Genomic DNA, 18,968 nt, shown 5'->3' with positions numbered 1-18,968 from the left:
CGCTCACGGCTGCACCGCGCGCCGGTTGTTGAGCAGGGTGATCTCCTCGCTGCCGTCGTCCAGGGCCACGCGCACCTGCAGGCCGGCCGGATCGCGCCCGCCCAGCGGCAGGCGCACCTGCACGGTCTTCGGCCGCAGGTCGGTGGGCGCCGGCAGCGGCGGCACCGCCACCCGCGCCAGCTCGCGGCCGCGCGCGTCCTCCAGCACCGCGTGGCCGGGTGGCGTGGCCACGTGGCCCAGGCTGTGCACGGTCACCTCGACCTCGTCGCCGTCCACGCACACGTCGCCGCGGCCGATGCCCAGGTCCGGGCGCGTCTCCACCGGCGTGCCCGGCTCCACCAGCTCGAACTCGAACACCGTGTGGCGGCCGGGCGCGAACACCAGCTCCGTGGACAGGCTCTTCTCCAGGCGCAGGGTGCGCTCGCTGGCCTTGCCGTCGATGCGGCCGTCGCCGTCGCGGTCCACCCCGCTGCGCAGGCGCCACAGGCCGGGCGCCACATTCCAGGTGGTCATGTGCGCGGCGACCTTGCGGGCGGCGGTGTTGAACGCGGTGACGGTGAAGCGCTCGCGCGAGGGCGCGTCCACCAGCAGCGCCACCTGCTCGGCCGCCTCGTCGCGGTCGAAGCGCCAGCTGACCGTGTGGCCCGGCCAGCTCTGGTTGCGCTTGAGGGCGATGCCGCCCAGGCGCACGCGCTGCAGGAACTCCGAAGGCGCCTCCACCCGGTCGGACCACCAGTGGCCCTCGGTGTTCATGTACTCGCGCTGGGCCTTGGCCTGGATGCCCTCGGCGTGCAGTTCCTCCAGGTAGCGGCGGTCGCCGGTCAGCTGCCAGGCCACCACGCTGGGGAAGCCGATGCTGCCCTGGTCGGCGGCCTCGACCAGGGCCCGGCCCCAGTCATGCTCGCGGCCGAGCACCTGCACGAAGTTCTCGCCCAGGTTGGACAGTGCCGCCGGGCCGCCGCGGGCCACGCGGTAGTCCAGCGCCCGCAGGTACCTGGCGTCGCCCGTCCAGCGCCAGGCCGCCCAGAACAGGTGCATCACGTCCGGCGCGCCGGAGCCCTTGTTGAGCTCGCCGCCGCGCACCTGGCCGGTGGCCCAGTGGATCTCGTTGGGCAGCACCCACTGCCCGTCCTCGGCGGTGTAGGCGTGGGCCAGGTAGCCGTCGGCCAGGCCCACCACCAGCTTGCGGCCGGTGGGGTCGGCATTCCAGGCGCCCACCAGGAAGGCCGGGTGCAGGGCCGGGAACGAGTACGGCTTCTGCCACTGCCAGTTGGGCTCGCGGTAGACCTTGCGGCCGCCGAACCAGTTGCTGGAGAACAGCAGGTAGCCCTGCGGGTTGGGCAGGATGATGCGCTCGTCGAAGGCCCTGACCGTCTCCATCAGCCGCTCGACCGTGAGCGGGTCGCCCCAGTTGAGGTAGAGCATCGCGCTGTTGGAGTTGATGCCCTCCTCGTAGGCGTGCAGCTCGTCGGTCTCGATGGTGCTCAGGCCATCGGTGAACATGCCGTTGCGGTACACCGCCTCGGCCAGCGCGGTCAGCGAGGCGTTGATCCGGTCCGGCATCACGCCCATCAGTGCCAGGCCCGGCCACTGCTGCACCAGGTCGCTGTCGTCGGAGATGCCGCCGCCGAAGTCGCCGTACTCGACCTGGCGCTGCTCGATCCACCACTGCACGAAGCGGCGCACGTACTTCAGGTCCTCCAGCTGGCGGAAGGCCCACAGCGGCACGCCCTTGGGCGGCTCGGGCTGCTTGAACGGGGGCCGGCCCTGGCTGGCGTAGCTGATGTAGGTCCAGTACAGGCGGCCCAGCTCGTGGTCCGGGTCCACCCGCAGCAGGTCGGAGATGTCGGCGTACACCCGCGCGTACAGGCGCTGGCGCTTGGAGGTGGTGTGCTCCTCGACCAGGAAGCCCCAGTTGTCGCGCACCTGGTTGAAGCGGTCGGCCAGGTGCTCCCGCTTCGCCTCCTCGCGCGCCTTGAACACCAGGCGCACCTCGGCGCCGTCCAGCGAGGCGGCGTTGAAGCCGGGCGCGGCGCTGGCCACGCTGATCCACAGGCTGTCGGCGGTGAGGATGCGGTCGCGCAGGTCCAGGTACACCGTGCGGGCCTGGCCCGGGCGCACCGACACCGACACGTCGATCATGTCGCGCGCCGGCCAGATCGGGTCCTTGACCCGGATGTTGAGCGGGATCAGCCCGTCGTGGGTGGCCGGCAGGTCCAGCGCGGGGATGTCCAGGGCGATGCCGTCCAGGCCGTCGTGCATGTTCTCCCAGCTGTAGGCCCAGCTGCGGATCAGCGGCTGCGCCGGCGGCGCGTCGCCCACGCCGGACGGGACCAGGATGTGCACGATGGGGTCCGGATCGGCCGGCAGGCTGGCCGGGTCGCGCCGGCGCGACCCGGCGCCGCGCGGCAGGGCCATCACCGTGCTGCGCTCGCCTTCCGGGTAGCGGCCGCGGATGTAGTCCAGCAGCCCCTGCACGTTGCCGTAGTCCGGCAGCACCCGGCTGTCCACCAGGTAGCGCTGCTTGACCGTGCCCTCCGGCTCGGGCGCGTCGCTGACGTGGTAGGCCCAGATCTCCTGGATCGGCGTCTCCTGCTCGGCGTTGGAGAAGCGCAGGTGGCCGCCGTGGCGCTCGCCGAAGGTGTGCACGCTGCGCACCACGCCCTGCGGCCGGGTGAACAGCGGCTCCAGCGCCCCGGCCGAGGGGCCGGCGCTGGCTTGGCCCCAGGCGGCGCCGCGGATCTCGACGCGGTTCCAGGGCTCGTCGGGCAGGGCCAGGTCCAGGTTCCAGCCGCCCTCGGCATAGGTGTTCCAGTCCGGCAGCTGGAAGTAGTCGTTGCGCCCCGGCAGGCGCGAGCGGTTGTACACGCCCGGCCAGGTGGTCTCGGGGATGCCGTCGGTGCCCTTCCACATCCACTGCTTCTTGTCGCGCACGTCGGCGAACTCGAGCTTGCGGATGGTGGTCACCGGCGCCTCCAGCGCCGGCGGGGCGGCGTGGTCCCAGCCGTGGCGGTGCAGCCAGGCGGCGCGGCGGCGCGCCGCCGGCAGGTCCTCGCCGCCGTCGCGCGGCGGTTCCTGGCCGCGCGCCAGCGCCGCCACCGCGGCCGGGCGCAGCATGCGGTCGTACACGCGGATCTCGTCGAAGTCGCTGCCGCGCAGGAAGTTGTAGCGGCTCTGCACCTGGTAGGGCGCCAGCACCCGGCCGGCCAGGCCCAACTGGTCCAGTGCGGCGTCGTAGTCGAACGGCACCGGGCCGGCGTCCACGCGCGCCACCTCGCGTCCGTCCACGTACAGGCGCACGCCGGCGGTTTCGTCCCAGGCGAAGGCCAGGTGGACCCAGTCCTGCGGGCCGGGCGTGCGCTCCATGCGGAACGAGACCCGGGTGCGCGCCAGGTTGGCATCGGTGACGAAGGCGTCGAAGCCGTGGCCGTTCCAGTCGATCCGCAGCCAGGCCATGTCCCAGCTGCTGTGGTCACCGTAGCCGACGCGGAAGATCACGAACGGCGCCTCGCCCGCCGGGTAGCGCGGCCGCCAGAAGAAGGCCAGGGTGCCGCGCTGGGCCTGGATGTTGCCCGGCGCGTTCCAGGCCAGCACCCCGTCGTCGGCCCATTCGATGGCTCCGCCCTTCACCCCGGTGGGGACGATCCGCACCTTGTCCTGGAAGTTGGGCACCGGATCGCCGACGGCGTGGTCGGCGACGAAGCCGGCGTCGGCCGAGACCCGGAACAGCAGTTCCGGTTCGCCGGCGTGCGCGGCGGGCGCCAGCCCCAGGCAGGCGGCCAGGACGGAAACGGGCAGGAGGCGGCGGATCTTCATCGTGGTGGTGACGGCAGCGGAAGGTCGGGCCCGGTCCGGAACATGCCAGAACGCGGGGAGGTGCCGGCAGCGCCGGCCGGGACGGGGAGGGCTGCGGCCGCCGGCCGCAGGCCGGCGAGGTAACCGGTGTCTTTCCGGGCGTGGTGCCTGCCTCGCATGCGGTGACCTGTCCCCCAGGGCGGATGGCGGTGCCGGTCCGGGCCGCGGCGGGCGCCGGGCGCGGATGACACCGATGGTCAAAGCAAAGGTAGCAACGCCGGCCCGGCCCCGGCATCTTGCGCCGCAGCAGCCGGGCCGCGTACGGGATGAAAAAAAGCCGGGGCGGCATCCGCCCCGGCTCCGGGCACACGATCCTACCGGATCAGAACTTGTAGCGCAGGCCCAGCAGGTAATGGCGGCCGGTCTCGCTGTAGTCCAGCGGCAGCTGCCAGGCCGAGCCGACCCAGGACTGCTGCGGCTCGTTGGTCAGGTTGATGCCCTCCAGGCTCAGCTCCAGCTGCTCGCTGAGCTTGTAGCGCAGCGACATGTCCACGTAGGTGGTGCCGGTCTGGCCGTGTACGTCGAAGCCCGCCTCGGTCGCCGGCACCTGGATCAGGTAGTCGTCGCGGTTGGTCGCCGAGATGCGGCCGGAGAACTTCTCGCCCTCGTAGAACAGGGTGGCGTTCCACGAATGGCGCGACAGGCCGGTCAGGTCGGTCTTGTACGACAGCGCGCCCGAGGAGGTCAGGTACTGGATCTTCGAGTCCACCCAGGTGTAGTTCAGCTGGACGCCGAAGTTGCTCCAGAAGCCTGGCAGGAAGGTGAAGGGCTGGACGTAGTTGGCCTCCACGCCCTTCAGGTCGCCGCCCGGGGTGTTGACCGGCACCGAGAACACGAAGTCGTCGTTGGCGCTGACGCCGAAGGACTCGGCGATGCTGGCCGGCAGGCCGCTGGTGTAGAACGGCCGCACCTCGCGGGTGGTCTGGACGAAGCTGTCGATGTCCTTCAGGAACAGGCCCACGCTGGCCATGGCGCCGTCCTGGAAGTACCACTCGGCGCTCAGGTCGTAGGTCTTGGCGCGGATCGGATCCAGGTTCGGGTTGCCGCCGCTGACGTTGCGCGAGCCGCCGCTGACGCTGACGGTCACGCCCGGGGTCAGGCTGCCCAGGCCCGGACGGGTCATCACCTTGGCCGCGCCCAGACGCAGCAGGAAGTCCGGGGTGATCTCCGCCACCAGGTTCATCGCCGGCAGGGTGTCGCTGTACTCGCGCTCGACGGTGAGCGTGGTCGGAGTGCCGGCGATGGTGGCCACACCGCTGGAGCGCTGCTTGGTCTTGACGTGGCGCACGCCGAAGTTGCCCGAAAGCGGGATCGGGCCCAGGTCCACCGAGAACTCGCCCTGCACCCACACGCCGCGGTCCTTTTCCTCGACGCTGCGGGTGCTGGCCGCGTACGGGCTCAGCTCGAAGGTGCCCTGGCCGCTGAAGATGTCGAACAGGTCGGCGATGGCATCGAAGTCCGGCACCACCCAGGCACCCGGCGAGCCCTTCACGCCCTTCAGGCGCGCCTGCTGCACGTACTCGGCCGGCACGGTGGCGTCGCCGCCCGGGAACGCCGGGACGATGGCCTCGTTGGCGGTGCGGCGCCACTCCTTCGAGTCGAAGGAGTAGTCCTTGGCCTGCACGCCGCCCTTCAGGCGGAAGCCGGGGCTGAGGGCCCAGTTGAAGTCCACCTGGCCGACGTCGAAGTCGTTGTCCACCCGGTTCTGGCGCATGCGGATGGTGGACAGCGTCCAGCCGTTCGGGTCGTTGGGGTCGATGCCGTAGTTGAGCACCGGCGCCCACTTGTTGCCGCGGTAGTCGTAGCTGTAGCCGCCGACGTTGAGCTTGTCCATCATGATCGTCGTCTGCACCGGGTTCTGGTGCTCGGACGAGGACGTGCCGACCTTGGCGTTGACGGTGAACGCGTCGGTGAAGTCGTGGGTCAGGTTCAGGCCGATCTGCTTGAACACCGTGTCCCACTCGTCGTAGCGGTGCTCGGCGCGCACGTCGACGTTGTCGAACTGGCCGTACAGCAGGGCGCCGGTGGCCGGGTCGACGTAGCCGTCGCGGACGATGGTCTCCGGCTTGCCGCCCTGCGAGGCGCCGCGGCTGAAGGAGATGGCCTCGATGTAGTGCTCGCGGCGGGTGGCGTCGATCTTAGAGTACAGGCCTTCCAGGGTGATTTCGGTGTCGTCGCCCGGCTTGAACTGCAGGGCGCCGGTCACGCCGGTGCGCTTCTGGTCGTGCTCCATCCAGGTGTAGCGCGGGAAGCGCGGATGGAACACGTCGGCGCGCATGGCGTCGGTGAAGGTCGAGGCCGGGTTGAAGCCGCCGTTGCTGGTGCCGTTGGCCCAGCGGCCGGAGCCGGTGCCTTCCTCGAGCGTGGTCTTCTCCGAGTAGGCCACCGACAGCAGGGCGCCGAAGCGGCCGTCGGCCCAGGTGTTGGACACCAGCGCGGCCACGCGCGGGTCGGCGTCGCCGCCCATGTCGCCGTAGCTGACCTGGCCGCTGGCGGCCACGGTCAGGCCGTCGTAGTCGAACGGGCGGGCGGTGCGCAGGTCCACGGTCGCGCCCAGCGAACCCTCGTCCACCTCGGCCGAGGCGGTCTTGCGCACGATCATCTGCTGGAACAGGTCCGACGCGAACACGTTGAAGTCGAACCCGCGGCTGCGATTGGTGCCGCCGTTCTGGTCGGAGGAGTTGACCGTGGTCAGCGCCTCCATGCCATTGATGCGCACGCGGGTGAAGTCCGGACCCAGGCCGCGCACCGAGATGTTGCGGCCTTCGCCGGCGTCGCGGGTGATCACCACGCCGGGGATGCGTTGCAGCGATTCGGCCAGGTTGAGGTCGGGGAACTTGCCCACGTCCTCGGCGACGATGGCGTCGACCACGCCGGCCTCGCCGCGCTTGATGTCGATGGCGCGCTCCAGGCTGGCGCGGTAGCCGGTAACCACCACGGCCTCCAGTTCGACCGCCTCCCCGCCCTGTCCGGACCCCTGCGGATCCTGGGAATCCTGGGCGAACGCGGGCGCGTACAACGCCAGGCCGATCGACGCGGCCAGCAAGGTAACCGGTGTCTTGCGGCGGTTACTGCGAGTGTGCATATCCCCTCCCGAGGGCTGCTGATCTGTTGGAGCGATGCAAACAGGGCCACGCGGCATGACACCGCTGGTCAAAGGAAACGCTAACACCGCCGTGCGCGGCGCAGCATCTTGCGCTGCAACACATTGAAGATGTTAGCGTTCACATGCCCGCGGGGGCCTGCGGCGCCGGGCCGAAGCTAGAATGACACCGCTGGCCATCCGGCGCCCGGCGGGCGCGGCGCCGTGCCACCATGGCCGCTCCCGCCGGGAACCTGCCGCCCCAACCACAGGAGAACCCATGTCCGCGCGTGTCGTCTGTTTCGGTGAGCTGCTGCTGCGCCTGAGCGCGCCCGGCCGCGAGAAGCTGCTGCAGCGGCCGCAGCTGGAAGTGTGCGTGGGCGGCGCCGAGGCCAACGTCGGGGTGTCGCTGGCCCGCTTCGGCCACCACGTGGCCATGGTCAGCACGGTGGCCGACAACGCGCTGGGCGAGGCGGTGGCCGGTGAGCTGCGCCGCCACGGCCTGGACACCGCGGGGGTGCGCAAGGTGCCCGGGCGCATGGGCCTGTACTTCCTGGCACCGGGCGCGGCGCAGCGCCCGGCCGAGGTGCTGTACGACCGCGCCGGCTCGGCCTTCGCCCTGGCCGCGGCCGACGCCTACGACTGGCCCGGCCTGCTGGCCGGCGCCGACTGGCTGCACCTGTCCGGCGTGACCCCGGCGCTGGGCGCCAACACCGCCGCCGCGGCGCTGGCCGCCGCCCGCGCCGCGCGCGCGGCCGGAGTGAAGGTGTCCTTCGACGGCAACTTCCGCCCGAGCCTGTGGCAGGCCTGGAACGGCGACGCGCCAACCATCCTGCGCGGGCTGATGGGCCAGGCCGATGTGCTGTTCGCCGACCACCGCGACATGGGCGTGGTGCTGGGCGGGCAGTACCCGCAGGCGGAGGCGCTGGAGCGGGTGCGGGCCGCCGCGGCCGATGCCTTCGCCGCCTTCCCGCACCTGCGCTGGATGGCCTGCACCCTGCGCACCCCGCGCAACGTGGACCACCACGCCCTGGCCGGCGTGCTGGTCGGGCGCGACGGTGCCGTCGCGCTGGCCCCGGCGCTGGAGGTCGGCCCGATCGTGGACCGCATCGGCGGCGGCGACGCCTTCGCCGCCGGCGTGCTGCACGGGCTCATCCGCGGCTGGGCGCCGGAGCGCACCATCCGCTTCGGCCTGGCCGCCGGCTGCCTCAAGCACGCGATCCCGGGCGACTTCAGCCTGGCCTCCGAGGCCGAGGTCGAGGCGCTGATGGGCGAGGGCCGCTTCGACGTGAAGCGCTGAACCGCCGCACGCCGGGCTTCAGCCGGCCTTGCGCCGGGCCGGGGCCTTCCTGGCCGCCTTGCGCGCGGGCGCCTTCTTCGCGGCCTTCTTCGCCGGGGCCTTCTTGGCCGCGGCCTTCTTCGCCGGCGTGCGCTTCTTGGCCTCCAGGCTCTGCTGCAGCAGGGCCATGAAGTCCACCACGTTGGTGGCCTCCTCGGCCGGCGCGTCCTCCTCCTCCACCCGGGTGGTGCCGGCCTTGCCGCGGATGCGCTTGCGGATGATGGCCTGCAGGCGCTCGCGGAACTCGTCGCGGTAGTCGTCCGGCTGCCAGCGCCCGGCCATGGAGTCGATCAGCTGCTCGGCCATCTGCAGTTCCCTGGCGCTGATCCGGTAGTCCGCTGGCTTGCCCTCCGGCAGGCGGTACTCGGCCGGATCCACCAGCTCCTGCGGGTAGCGCAGCAGTTCCAGCACCAGTGCGTCGCCGTGCGGCAGCACCGCGGCCAGGTACTCGCGGGTGCGGATCACCACACGCGCGATGCCCACCCGGTTGCTGCCGCGCAGGGTCTCGCGCAGCAGCACGTAGCCCTTCTCCGCCTTCTTCGCCGGCACCAGCACGTAGGGCTTCTCGAAGAAGCGCGGGTCGATGTCCGCCGCGTCCACGAAGGTCTCCACCTCCACCGTCTCGTGGCTCTCCGGTGCGGCGGCCTTGATGTCGTCCTCCTCGAGCACGACGTAGCTGCCCTTGTCGTACTCGAAGGCCTTGACCACGTCCTTCCACGGCACTTCCTCGCCGGTCTCGGCGTTGACCCGCTCGTAGCGCACCGGCTTGCGGTCGCGCGAGTCGAGCATGCGGAAGTGCAGGTCGGTGCGCCGCTCGCCGGGCATCAGCGACACCGGCACGTTGAGCAGGCCGAAGGACAGGGTGCCGGTCCAGATCGGGCGGGGCATGGGCGCGGCCTCGGATGGGGAATCTCCACCCTGGCACGGGGGCCGTGGGGCGGCCGTGAGCGGCCCTCACCGGCGGCTTACCCGGTTCTCACGCCGCCTTCCCGCCGCCGGCGCCAGCATGGCGCCAGGCCCACCGGCAGAGGAGTCAGCGACATGGCCGAACGCGACCGCAAGGATCCGCCGCCGCCGGGCACGTCCCGGGAGGCGCCGGCCACGCCGGGCCAGGAGCGCCGGCGCAAGCACCACGAGGACCTCAACCAGGACGAGGCGCTGGAGGAGACCTTCCCGGCCTCCGACCCGGTCTCGCCCTTCGTCCCGGCCAGGGTGCCCGAGTAGTCCCCGCGCGGAAAAGCGAAGGCCCCGCGTCGCGGGGCCTTCGTGTCCGGCTGCCCGGGCGTCCGGGCTCAGCCGCTGACCGCGGCGATGGCGCGGGCCACGTACTCCAAATTGCCCTGGTTCAGCGCGGCCACGCAGATGCGGCCGGTGCCCACGGCGTAGATGCCGTACTCCTCGCGCAGGCGGTCCACCTGCTCCCGGCTCAGGCCGGAGTAGGAGAACATGCCGGCCTGCCTGGAGATGAAGCCGAACTCCGGCCGGCCCAGCTCGGCCAGCTTGGCCACCAGGCCGCCGCGCAGGGCGTGAATGCGCTCGCGCATCTGCCGCAGCTCGTCCTCCCACAGCGCGCGCAGCTCGGGGCTGGTCAGCACGCCGGAGACCAGCGCCGCGCCGTGCGCGGACGGGCTGGAGTAGATGGTGCGGATGATGCGCTTGATCTGCGACTGCACCGCCCTGGCCTGGTCGGCGGTGGCCGCCACCACGCTCAGCGCGCCCACGCGTTCGCCGTACAGCGAGAACGACTTGGAGTACGAGCTGGCCACCACGAAGGTGTCGATGCCGGCCTCGACCATCACGCCGATGGCCTGCGCATCCTCGGCGATGCCCTTGTCGAAGCCCTGGTAGGCCATGTCGATGAACGGGAACAGCTGCCGCTCCTTCAGCAGCTGCGCCACATGCCGCCACTGCTCCAGGGTCAGGTCGGCGCCGGTGGGGTTGTGGCAGCAGGCGTGCAGCAGCACCACGGTGCCCGGCTGCAGCTTGCGCAGGTCGGCCAGCATGCCGGCGAAGTCCACGCCGTGGGTGGACGGGTCGAAATAGGCATAGTCCAGCACCTGGAAGCCGGCGGCGGTGAACACCGCGCGGTGGTTCTCCCAGCTCGGGTTGCTCAGGGCCACGGTGGCGTGCGGCAGCACCTTGCGCAGCAGCTCGGCGCCCACGCGCAGCGCGCCCGAGCCGCCCACGGTCTGGGTGGTGGCCACGCGGCCGGCGGCCAGCAGCGGCGAGTCCTTGCCGAACAGCAGCTCGCGCGTGGCCTGGGTGTAGGCCGGCAGGCCGTCGATCGGCAGGTAGCCGCGCGGGCGCGCGCTGGCGGCCAGCGCCTGCTCCACCTGCTGCACCGCTTTCAGCAGCGGGATGCGGCCCTGCTCGTCGTAGTAGATGCCCACGCCCAGGTTGACCTTGGTGGGGCGGGGATCGGCGTTGTACGCCTCGGTCAGGCCCAGGATCGGGTCGCCGGGGACCAGTTCGACGTCGGAGAAGAAGGACACGGCCAGGCTCTGCTGTAGTGGGGGATCCGGAAAAACCGCGCCGCCACGCGGGCGCGCACAAACCCCGCCATCGTAGCAGGCCGCCCGCGCCGTCTCGACCGTTTCAGCGGCGACCGCGCCGGCTCAGTGCCGCCATTCCAGGCCCAGCAGCAGGCTGCGGCCCAGGCCGGGCTCGTAGTAGCGGCCGTTGCCCTCGTTGACGATCACCGAACCCACGTGGGCCCGGTCCAGCGCGTTGTCCAGGCGGGCGAAGCCGCGCAGGTGGCCGTCCCCGCCCAGCTCCCAGCGGCGGGCCAGCTCCAGGTGCAGCAGGCCGTGGCCCGGCGCCCGTGCGCTGCCGCGGTCGTCCACCGTGACCTCGCCCAGGCCCTGTGCCTCGGCCGCGGCTTCCCAGCGCTGGCCCTGCCACTGCAGCCGTGCCCAGGCCTGGCGTCGTGGCACGCCGGGGATGCGGGTGCCGGGCGCCACCCGTGTGGCCGGCGCGCAGGGACCGGTGCAGAAGCCGTCGCGGAAGCGCGCGTCCAGCCAGGTGGCGGCCAGCTGCAGCGACCAGCCGGGCGCCAGCGGCAGCTGCGCGGCCAGCTCCGCACCCTGGCGGCGGGCGCGGCCGACGTTGTGGGAGGCGCTGCGCCCGCCGGTGTTGGCGGCCACGGCCAGCTCGTCGTCGGTGTCGGCGCGGAACAGCGCCGCCTCCAGCCGCGCCCCGCCGGCGCCGCGCCACTTGCCGCCCAGCTCCAGGTTGCGGCTGACCGCGGGAGCCAGGTCCAGGGCCAGGCCGGCGCCGCCGTCGGCGCGGTAGGCCAGCTCGTTGAGGGTCGGGGTCTCGAAGCCGCGCCCGGCGGCCAGGTACAGGCGCAGGTCCGCGTGCGGGGCGAACACCAGGCCGGCCACCGGGGTGGTCTGCCGGTATTCCACCCGGCCGCTGTCGTCGGGGTTGGCCGCGGTGACGTAGTGGTCCTGCGAGCGGAAACGCACCGTGCTGTGGCGCGCGCCCAGCTGCAGCGCCCAGGCCGGGGCGAACTTCCACCAGGCCTGCAGGTACCCGTCGCTGGCGCGCACAGTGTCGTGCTGGTCGCGGCGCCGGGCGCCGCGCACGCCAGGCTCGTCGCCGCGGAAGTTCTCGAAGCCGCGGCGGTGCTGGCGCTGGCGCTCGTGGGCCAGCCCCGCAGTCAGCTCGAAGCGGCCCTCGCCGTCCTGCCAGGTGGCGCGCACGTCGCCGCCGCCATGGCCGCCGTCCAGGTCCACCACGCCACCGCCGTTGAGCGGATTGGCCTGCGCCGCCACCGGCACGGCCAGGAACTGCTCCACCGCGCGCTGCCCGGCGTACACGCTGGCGCGCGGGGTGGTGGCCGCGCCCAGCGGCTGCCGCCAGGCCAGGCCGGCCTGGGCCTGGCGCACCGACTTGCGGGTGTCGTACTGCCAGGCGGGTGCCGCGGCCTGGCGCGGATTGGCGCGCAGCTGGGCGGCGTCCAGCCCCAGCGGGTCCTGCGCGTCGGGCGCGTCGAAGCGGTTGGCCACCAGATCCAGGCGGCCGCCGCCGGGCAGGTCGCGATGCAGCTTGAGGTTGCCCCAGGTGCGGCGCGCGGCCGAATGCGCGCGGTAGCCGTCGCCGTCCAGACGGGCCAGGGCCAGGTGGTAGCCGGTGCCGGCGGCGCTGCCGCGCAGGCTGGCGCTGGCGTTGCGCAGGCCGTAGCGCGCGGCCACGCCGCGCAGGGCCAGCTCCGTCTCCCCGCCGCCGTCGGCGCTCCACACCTGCACCACGCCGCCGGAGGAATTGCCGTACAGGGCCGAGAACGGGCCGCGCATCACTTCCACCCGCTCGGCCGCGGCCAGGGCGAAGTGCGACAGCTGGCCCTGGCCGTCGGGCAGGGTCGCGGGGATGCCGTCGGCGTACAGGCGCACGCCGCGCACGCCGAAGGTGGCGCGCGCGCCGAAGCCGCGGATCGACAGCTGGGTGTCCTGGGCGCGGTTCTGCCGCTCGCGCGCCAGCAGGCCGGGCACGCCACCCAGCGCCTCGGCCAGGTCGGCGCGGGCGCGGTTGTCCTCGCGCAGGTCGATCACGTCCAGCGCGGCCGGCAGCTCGAAGGCGGGCACCGATTCCACCCGCGCGGTCACCACCACGCCCGGCAGCGGCGTGACCTCGGCGGCCCGCGCCGGCCATGCCAGGAGCACGGCGCAGATGCCGGGGGCCAGCAGGGATGCGCGGGGGGAACGCATGGCCGGCAGTGTACGGACTGCCGCCCGTGTTGCCAGTGCCGGAGGTGGCCGGCCGGCGGCGGGATCAGACGTCGCCGCCGTCGGTCCAGCCTTCGCCGCTGCCGCGGTGGATCACGGTGTCGCCCTCCAGCACCGCGCCGGCGGGGATGGCAGGCTGGTCCGCCAGGCGCGCGTAGATCGGGGTGAAGTCCGCGGCGGTGGCCGTCATCAGCTGCTCGAAGCTGTCGATGACGAAGTAGGTCTTCTGGTAGGTGTCGATCCGGTAGCGGGTGCGCATGATCCGCTCCAGGTCGAAGCCGATCCGGTTGGGCGCGTCCGACTCCAGGCAGTAGCGCGACTCGCCGGCCGAGGAGACGATGCCGGCGCCGTAGATGCGCAGCCCGCCGCCCTGGCGGACCAGGCCGAACTCCACCGTGTACCAGTACAGCCGGGTCAGGTTCTGCAGCGCCTCCGGGCCGATGGCGTGCGCCTTCAGGCCGCCGCGGCCGTAGGCCTGCATGTAGTCGGCGAACACCGGATCCATCAGCAGCGGCACGTGGCCGAACAGGTCGTGGAACAGGTCCGGCTCGGCGATGTAGTCGATCTGCTCCGGGCGCCGGATCCACCAGGTCACCGGGAACCGGCGGTGGGCCAGGTGCTCGAAGAAGTCCAGCTCCGGCAGCAGGCCCTCCACGCCCACCAGGGTCCAGCCGGTGGCCGCCTGCAGGGTGCGGTTGAGCTCGCTGAACTTCGGGATCGCGTCGGCGCCCATGCCCATGGCGTCCTGCGCGCGCAGGAACTCCTCGCAGGCGCGGCCGGCCAGCAGCCCGCGCTGGCGCGTGTAGAGGATGCCCCAGGTGCGGTGGTCGTCGGCGCTGTAGCTGTCCCAGGGCTGCTCGACCACGGCGGTGGTGTAGACCGGCACGCAACCCTTGTCGGTCTGCTGGTGCTCGACGCGGCGGGGGATGGTGGCCTCGACCATGGCGTTGCCCTCTGCGGATGGCTGTGCCACCGGAGATTAGAGGCAAGGCCGTGCAATGGGATTGCGAAAGTTGCGCCGATCACCGCCATGGGCGCAATCTTGTTGCACATTTTACATGTTGCGGGGCAACAAATGGCCGCCATCGCCGCACTCGACCGCACCGATTTGCGCCTGCTGGCCCTGCTGCAGCGCGAGGGGCGGATCAGCAACGCCGAGCTGGCGGCGCGGGTGAACCTTTCGCCCTCGGCCTGCCTGCGCCGCATCCAGCGCCTGGAGGCGGCCGGGGTGATCGCCGGCTATGCCGCGCGCCTGGACCCGCAGGCGCTGGGCCTGGGCCTGCAGGCCTTCGTGCGTGTGCAGCTGGAGAAGCACGGCGCGCCCAGCGTCGAACGCTTCGTGGCCGGCGTGCAGGAGTGGGACGAGGTGGTGGCCTGCCACGCGCTCACCGGCGACATGGACTACCTGCTGCACGGGTACGTGCGCGACCTGGAGCACTTCTCGCGCTTCCTGCTGGACCGCCTGCTCAACGCCTCGGGCGTGGCCGACGTGAACTCCAGCTTCGTGCTGCGAACGGTCAAGGACTTCAAGGGGTTGCCGTTGCCGGCGGGGGGGGGAGGTCGGGCGGGACACGTACCCGCGCGGCCGGGGAAAGGCCCGGTCCGGCGGGCTTGGCTGACAATTCGTTCAAACCGACACTGCTCCATGGGGCGTGGTGATTCAGGCGCCAGGCAACCCGGGCTGGTCAATGTGCGATCCGAAGGCTCCAGTTCTTGCCCCGATGTCCCTTGCGCTGTTCGCGGCGCTCTGGTGGCTCAAGTCCGTGGACCTCGGGGGACAGGTGTCGCCGCGGGCACTGGCGGCCAGCTTCGTGCTGGCGCTGCTGCATGGCTGGCCGGCCGTCTTTGCCTTGATGCGCAGCCTCGGGGCCGGTCCGTTCGGCCGGTCGGCGCGTGCCGCCCTGATCGTGCTGGCGCCTGTCGCCGTCATGCTGGCGCTTGCCGCCTGCGACGTCATGCGGCCGGCGGCGGCGTGGCCGGATACCCTCATGGGCAGCTGGCTGTTCTGCCAGGTGGTGGCCGTGCCGGCGTGCTGGGCACTCGCGCGCCTGGACTTTGCACGGCGCGCGTCGGCCTGACGCTTCGCCCGGTCAGGTGCAGCAAGACGCGTGGCGCGATCCCGTCGCCCGGCGGGCAGGACGACGGGAGCCAATGACGCCGGCGCGGGCGGGGCGGCCGCGCCGCGCGGTGTCAGAAGCGGTTGTCGCCGTCGAGGATGCGGCCCAGGCCGCCCAGCACCGAGCCTTCGCCGCGATTCTGGCCGCCGGCCTGCGGCGCGGCCTGCAGCATGCGGCCGGCCAGGCGCGAGAACGGCAGCGACTGCAGCCACACCTTGCCCGGGCCGGTGAGGGTGGCCAGGAACACGCCCTCCCCGCCGAACAGCATGCTCTTGATGCCGCCCACCGGGCGCACGTCCATGCTCACGCTGGGGTGGTAGCCCACCACGCAGCCGGTGTCCACGTCGATGCGCTCGCCGGCGGCCAGCTCGCGCTCCACCACGCAGCCGCCGGCGTGGATGAACACCCAGCCGTCGCCCTCGAGCTTCTGCATGATGAAGCCCTCGCCGCCGAACAGGCCGGTGAGGATCCTGCGCTGGAGGTGCACGCCCACCCGCACGCCGCGCGCACCGGCCAGGAAGCTGTCCTTCTGGCAGATGATGCAGCCGCCGTGCTCGTCCAGCTTCATCGCCAGCACCGTGCCCGGATAGGGCGCGGCGAAGGCCACCTTCGCCTTGCCGCTGCCGGTGTGGGTGAACATGGTGGTGAACAGGCTCTCGCCGGTGATCACGCGCTTGCCGGCGGCCAGCAGCTTGTCCATGAAGCCGCCACCCTGGCCGCGGTGCGAGCCGTCGCCGAAGATGGTGTCCATCTGCACGGCCGCGTCCTTGAACATCAGCGCGCCGGCCTCGGCGATGGCGCTCTCGCCCGGATCCAGTTCGATCTCCACGAACTGCATCTCCTGGCCGTGGATGCGGAACTCGATCTCGTCGGCGCGGCCGCGGCCGCCGTTGCGCGGCAGCGGGGGCGGGCCGGCCGCCGGGTCGGCGGGCGTGCCTTCGCACAGCTCGGCGATGTTGCGTGCCGGCAGCCAGTCGGCCATGCCCTCGCGCCAGGCCAGCAGGCCGGGCATGCGCGCCACCTCGGCGCGCGCGGCCTCGGTCTCCATCGGGCCCAGGCGGCGGTTGGCGGCCGGATCGTGCAGGTACCACAGGCTCATGGCGGCGTCCTCGGATGGCGGGCGGGAAGGAAGGCGAGTCTAGCGCGCGTTACGGCGCCGCGCGGCCAGCTCGGTGGTGGCAGCCTCCAGGTCGGCGCGGAACGCCGGCTCGGCCAGCAGGCGCAGGAAGGTGGCCGTGCCCAGCGCCTGGCCCTGTTCCACGTCGCTGCGCCAGTGCACGTTGCACACCACGCGGCTGTCGCCGAACTCGCGCCCGCGCGCCAGCAGTGCGTCGCCGCGCTCCGGCGCGGCAGCGGCCAGGGTCAGGGCCCAGGCCCAGCCGATCGCGGCGTGGCCGGACGGGTAGGAGCCGCTGTCGCGCAGCGAGGCCTCCTCCTCCGGCGTGCAGGTCGGCGCGCCGTTGGCCAGGAAGGGGCGCGGCCGCTGGTATTTCTGCTTGGCGCCGCGGGTCGAGCGCGCCGCGTCGACCAGGCTGCGCTGCAGCAGGCGCAGCGTGGCGGGGGTGCGCTGCGCGTCCACCGGCACGCCCAGGGCGCATTCGAACAGGGCGGCCGCCTGCGGGAAATCCAGGTCCGCGTCGGGGCGCGCCTGGGCGAAACGCGGCCTGTCGCGCAGGGCCAGCGCCGCCTGCATGTGGGCCTGGTCACGTGCTTCCTCGGCGCTGCCCGGCGCCGGGGGCGGTGGCACCAGGGCCACCCCGTCCGGCAGGGCCTCGGCAGCCAGGTAGCCGGTGTCCGGGGAAGCCTGGCGCGCCGGCGCCGCCAGCGCGGCGCCCAGCAGGCACACGGCAAGCAGCGTGCGCGGCAGCGGGATGCGTCGGGTCATGCGGGTGGCCTCGGGGTGGAATGTGCAGGCCACTATAGGCAGGCAGGCGGGCGGATGGACCTGCCGTGCGTCATTGCCTCACCGCGGCGGCTGGCGCGGGCGCGGCGGACGGAACACCAGCACCACGCCGCGCCGTTCCGGCGGGCGTTGCCACAGCACCGGCACCTGTTCCGGCGGGGGCGGCTCCAGGCCGTCGCGCTCGCCGACGGTGCGGGCGGCGCCGGTTCTGTCCTCCTCCTCGTCCTCCCAGCTGTAGCGCGGGCGCGGCGGCAGCGGATCCAGGCGGCGGAACAGCAGCGCGGCCAGGGCACCGCCCACCGCCCCGCCCAGATGCGACTGCCAGGAGATGCCGGGTTCGTGGGGCAGCACGGTCAGCAGCATGCCGCCGTAGAACAGGAAGCCGATCATGCCCGCGGCGAGGGCGGCGCGGTCGCGGCGCAGCACGCCGAGCATGAACACCATGAAGCCCAGGCCGTGGGTCAGGCCGCTGGCGCCGAGGTGGTGGCTGCCCGGCTCGCCCAGCAGCCAGGCGCCCAGCCCCGAGCCCAGCCACAGCAGCGGCAGCGCCGCCAGGGTGGTGCGCGGATACACGGCCCCGGCCAGGGTGCCCAGGATCAGGATGGCGGTGGCGTTGGCCGCCAGGTGCTGCACCGAGCCGTGCAGCAGCGGGGCGGTGAGCAGACCCAGCCAGCCGTGCAGGTCGCGCGGGCCGACCGAAAGCGCGCGCACGTCCAGGTCCGGCTGCGCGGAGAACACCGCCAGCAGCACCAGCACGAAGGCCAGGCTCAGGTTGAAGGCGCGCAGGACCCGGCGCAGGTCGCGGCGCCCGTCGCCCCCTTCCGGGGTGGCGTGCGGGGAAGTGTCCATGGTCGCTGCATGGCGCCGGCCGCGCGCCGAATCAAGGCCCTGGCGCAAAAAAGAAGGCGCGGCCGGTGCCGCGCCCAAGCGTGCTCACCCTGCTGGGAGAGAGGGCAGGAGAGTCCGTTCAGCGGACCTCGAACTCGCGGGTTTCCACCACCGCGCCATCGAGGGAGATCTCGACCCTGTAGCGGCCGGCCGGGAAGCCGTCGGGCTTGCTGATCTGGAAGGTGGTGACACCGTCGCCGGCCAGGGTCAGGTCCTGGCCCTCCTCGTGCACGACCTGCCCGTCCTGGTAGGTCCAGCGCGCCGCCAGGCGCGCGGGCACGCTCGCATTCGGATCGCCGGTGCGGGTGGTGACCGCGGCGTAGATGGTGTCGCCGGGGGCGAAGGTGGTGGTCGGCGCGGTCACCCGGTTGTCGGTGCCCACGGCGTTGCCCAGGTCCACCGAGGCCACGCTGGCCGTGGCGGCGGCAGGCGCGGGTTCGGCCGGGGTCATCGGTGCGGGCGCCGGGTCCGGTTGGGACATGACGGACTGCTCCTGGTCGCGCTTGCAGGCCGACAGCGTGACCGCGGCGGCCAGGGCGGTGGAGAGCATGAGGAGGGTGCGGTGGTTCATCGGCGGGCCTCGTGGATTCGGGGAAAGATCGGACGCGGCCTCAGCCGGCCGGGGGGATGCGCAGCACCTGGCCCGGATGGATGCGGTCCGGGTCGCTGATCTGGTCGCGGTTGGCCTCGAAGATGCGCGGCCAGGCATTGGCGTCGCCGTAGAAGCGCTTGGCGATCTTCGACAGGCTGTCGCCCTTCTGCACTTCCCAGGTCTGCTCGCCGGCCACCTCCCCGGTGGAGCGGACGCCGCCCTGCACGTTGGAGAAATCCGGGCGCGCGGCTTCGGTGCTGCTGGCGCCGCCCTGGACGTTGGAGAAGTCGGGCTTGTTGCCTGTGCTCATGGTCCGGCCCCGTGGAAGGTCGGGGCCACCGTGGCACAGGCGCTGTTAACAATTCATCGGCAAGTGGTGAAGGCTTTATTCCCGCCCGGCGGGATCACTGCCGCAGCTCGCGCCGGGCGGGAATAAAGCCTTCACCACTTGCCGATGAATTGTTA

Annotated in this window: 14 protein-coding genes and 1 pseudogene; 4 read left to right on the top strand and 11 right to left on the bottom strand. The window is 72.5% G+C overall.

Annotated elements, in window-relative coordinates; all coding sequences use genetic code 11:
* Positions 1-3: 3 nt before the first annotated feature.
* Positions 4-3,816 (bottom strand): LamG-like jellyroll fold domain-containing protein, encoded by a 3,813-nt coding sequence (locus CR938_RS05840; protein ID WP_162124096.1) that lies wholly within the window; start codon positions 3,814-3,816, stop codon positions 4-6.
* A gap of 361 nt (positions 3,817-4,177) precedes the next feature.
* Entirely contained in the window at positions 4,178-6,940 is a 2,763-nt protein-coding gene (locus tag CR938_RS05835; protein ID WP_162124095.1) for a TonB-dependent receptor, read from the bottom strand.
* 277 nt (positions 6,941-7,217) lie between these two features.
* On the opposite strand from CR938_RS05835, the gene CR938_RS05830 reads away from it, so the two are divergent.
* Positions 7,218-8,237, top strand: a complete 1,020-nt coding sequence (locus CR938_RS05830) for a sugar kinase (RefSeq protein ID WP_162124094.1) — start codon at positions 7,218-7,220, stop codon at positions 8,235-8,237.
* Between the two features lie 18 nt (positions 8,238-8,255).
* Here the strand turns inward: CR938_RS05830 and ku are convergent, their stop codons facing one another.
* Entirely contained in the window at positions 8,256-9,164 is a 909-nt protein-coding gene (gene ku / locus CR938_RS05825) for a non-homologous end joining protein Ku (RefSeq protein WP_162124093.1), read from the bottom strand.
* Between the two features lie 153 nt (positions 9,165-9,317).
* Between ku and CR938_RS05820 the strand changes: the two genes are divergently transcribed.
* Complete coding sequence (locus CR938_RS05820) at positions 9,318-9,500, top strand: hypothetical protein (protein ID WP_162124092.1); 183 nt, start codon at positions 9,318-9,320, stop codon at positions 9,498-9,500.
* Between the two features lie 68 nt (positions 9,501-9,568).
* Here CR938_RS05820 and CR938_RS05815 read toward each other — a convergent pair whose 3' ends face one another.
* The 3 genes from CR938_RS05815 to phhA form a co-directional block, all read right to left on the bottom strand.
* The gene (locus CR938_RS05815; protein ID WP_162124091.1) at positions 9,569-10,768 is read right to left on the bottom strand and encodes an amino acid aminotransferase; all 1,200 of its coding nucleotides are present in this window, start codon (positions 10,766-10,768) and stop codon (positions 9,569-9,571) included.
* A 123-nt stretch (positions 10,769-10,891) separates the two neighbouring features.
* The gene (locus tag CR938_RS05810; protein WP_162124090.1) at positions 10,892-12,985 is read right to left on the bottom strand and encodes a TonB-dependent receptor family protein; all 2,094 of its coding nucleotides are present in this window, start codon (positions 12,983-12,985) and stop codon (positions 10,892-10,894) included.
* Between the two features lie 64 nt (positions 12,986-13,049).
* Positions 13,050-13,946 carry a phenylalanine 4-monooxygenase gene (phhA, locus tag CR938_RS05805; protein ID WP_162124119.1) on the bottom strand — a complete coding sequence of 299 codons (897 nt, stop codon included), beginning with the start codon at positions 13,944-13,946 and terminating at the stop codon, positions 13,050-13,052.
* A 132-nt stretch (positions 13,947-14,078) separates the two neighbouring features.
* Here phhA and CR938_RS05800 point away from each other — a divergent pair.
* Positions 14,079-14,552, top strand: a pseudogene (locus CR938_RS05800) (Lrp/AsnC family transcriptional regulator); the annotation flags it as partial.
* A 172-nt stretch (positions 14,553-14,724) separates the two neighbouring features.
* Positions 14,725-15,081 carry a hypothetical protein gene (locus tag CR938_RS05795; RefSeq protein ID WP_162124084.1) on the top strand — a complete coding sequence of 119 codons (357 nt, stop codon included), beginning with the start codon at positions 14,725-14,727 and terminating at the stop codon, positions 15,079-15,081.
* 112 nt (positions 15,082-15,193) lie between these two features.
* Here the strand turns inward: CR938_RS05795 and CR938_RS05790 are convergent, their stop codons facing one another.
* From CR938_RS05790 to CR938_RS05770, 5 genes are all read right to left on the bottom strand, one after another.
* A complete protein-coding gene (locus CR938_RS05790) occupies positions 15,194-16,219 on the bottom strand; it encodes a TIGR00266 family protein (RefSeq protein ID WP_162124089.1) in 1,026 nt (341 codons plus the stop codon).
* A gap of 39 nt (positions 16,220-16,258) precedes the next feature.
* Positions 16,259-17,005, bottom strand: coding sequence for an acid phosphatase (locus tag CR938_RS05785; RefSeq protein ID WP_162124088.1), 747 nt, complete (start codon positions 17,003-17,005; stop codon positions 16,259-16,261).
* 78 nt (positions 17,006-17,083) lie between these two features.
* Complete coding sequence (locus tag CR938_RS05780; RefSeq protein WP_162124087.1) at positions 17,084-17,872, bottom strand: rhomboid family intramembrane serine protease; 789 nt, start codon at positions 17,870-17,872, stop codon at positions 17,084-17,086.
* Positions 17,873-17,990: 118 nt separating this feature from the next.
* On the bottom strand, positions 17,991-18,482 hold the full coding sequence (locus CR938_RS05775; protein ID WP_162124086.1) for a hypothetical protein: 492 nt from the start codon (positions 18,480-18,482) through the stop codon (positions 17,991-17,993).
* Positions 18,483-18,522: 40 nt separating this feature from the next.
* Positions 18,523-18,813, bottom strand: coding sequence for a LysM peptidoglycan-binding domain-containing protein (locus CR938_RS05770; protein ID WP_162124085.1), 291 nt, complete (start codon positions 18,811-18,813; stop codon positions 18,523-18,525).
* Positions 18,814-18,968: the final 155 nt, after the last annotated feature.

The sequence above is a fragment of the Pseudoxanthomonas taiwanensis genome, assembly GCF_010093135.1.
Taxonomy (GTDB): domain Bacteria; phylum Pseudomonadota; class Gammaproteobacteria; order Xanthomonadales; family Xanthomonadaceae; genus Pseudoxanthomonas; species Pseudoxanthomonas taiwanensis.
This window is presented reverse-complemented; position numbering and strand designations above follow the sequence as displayed.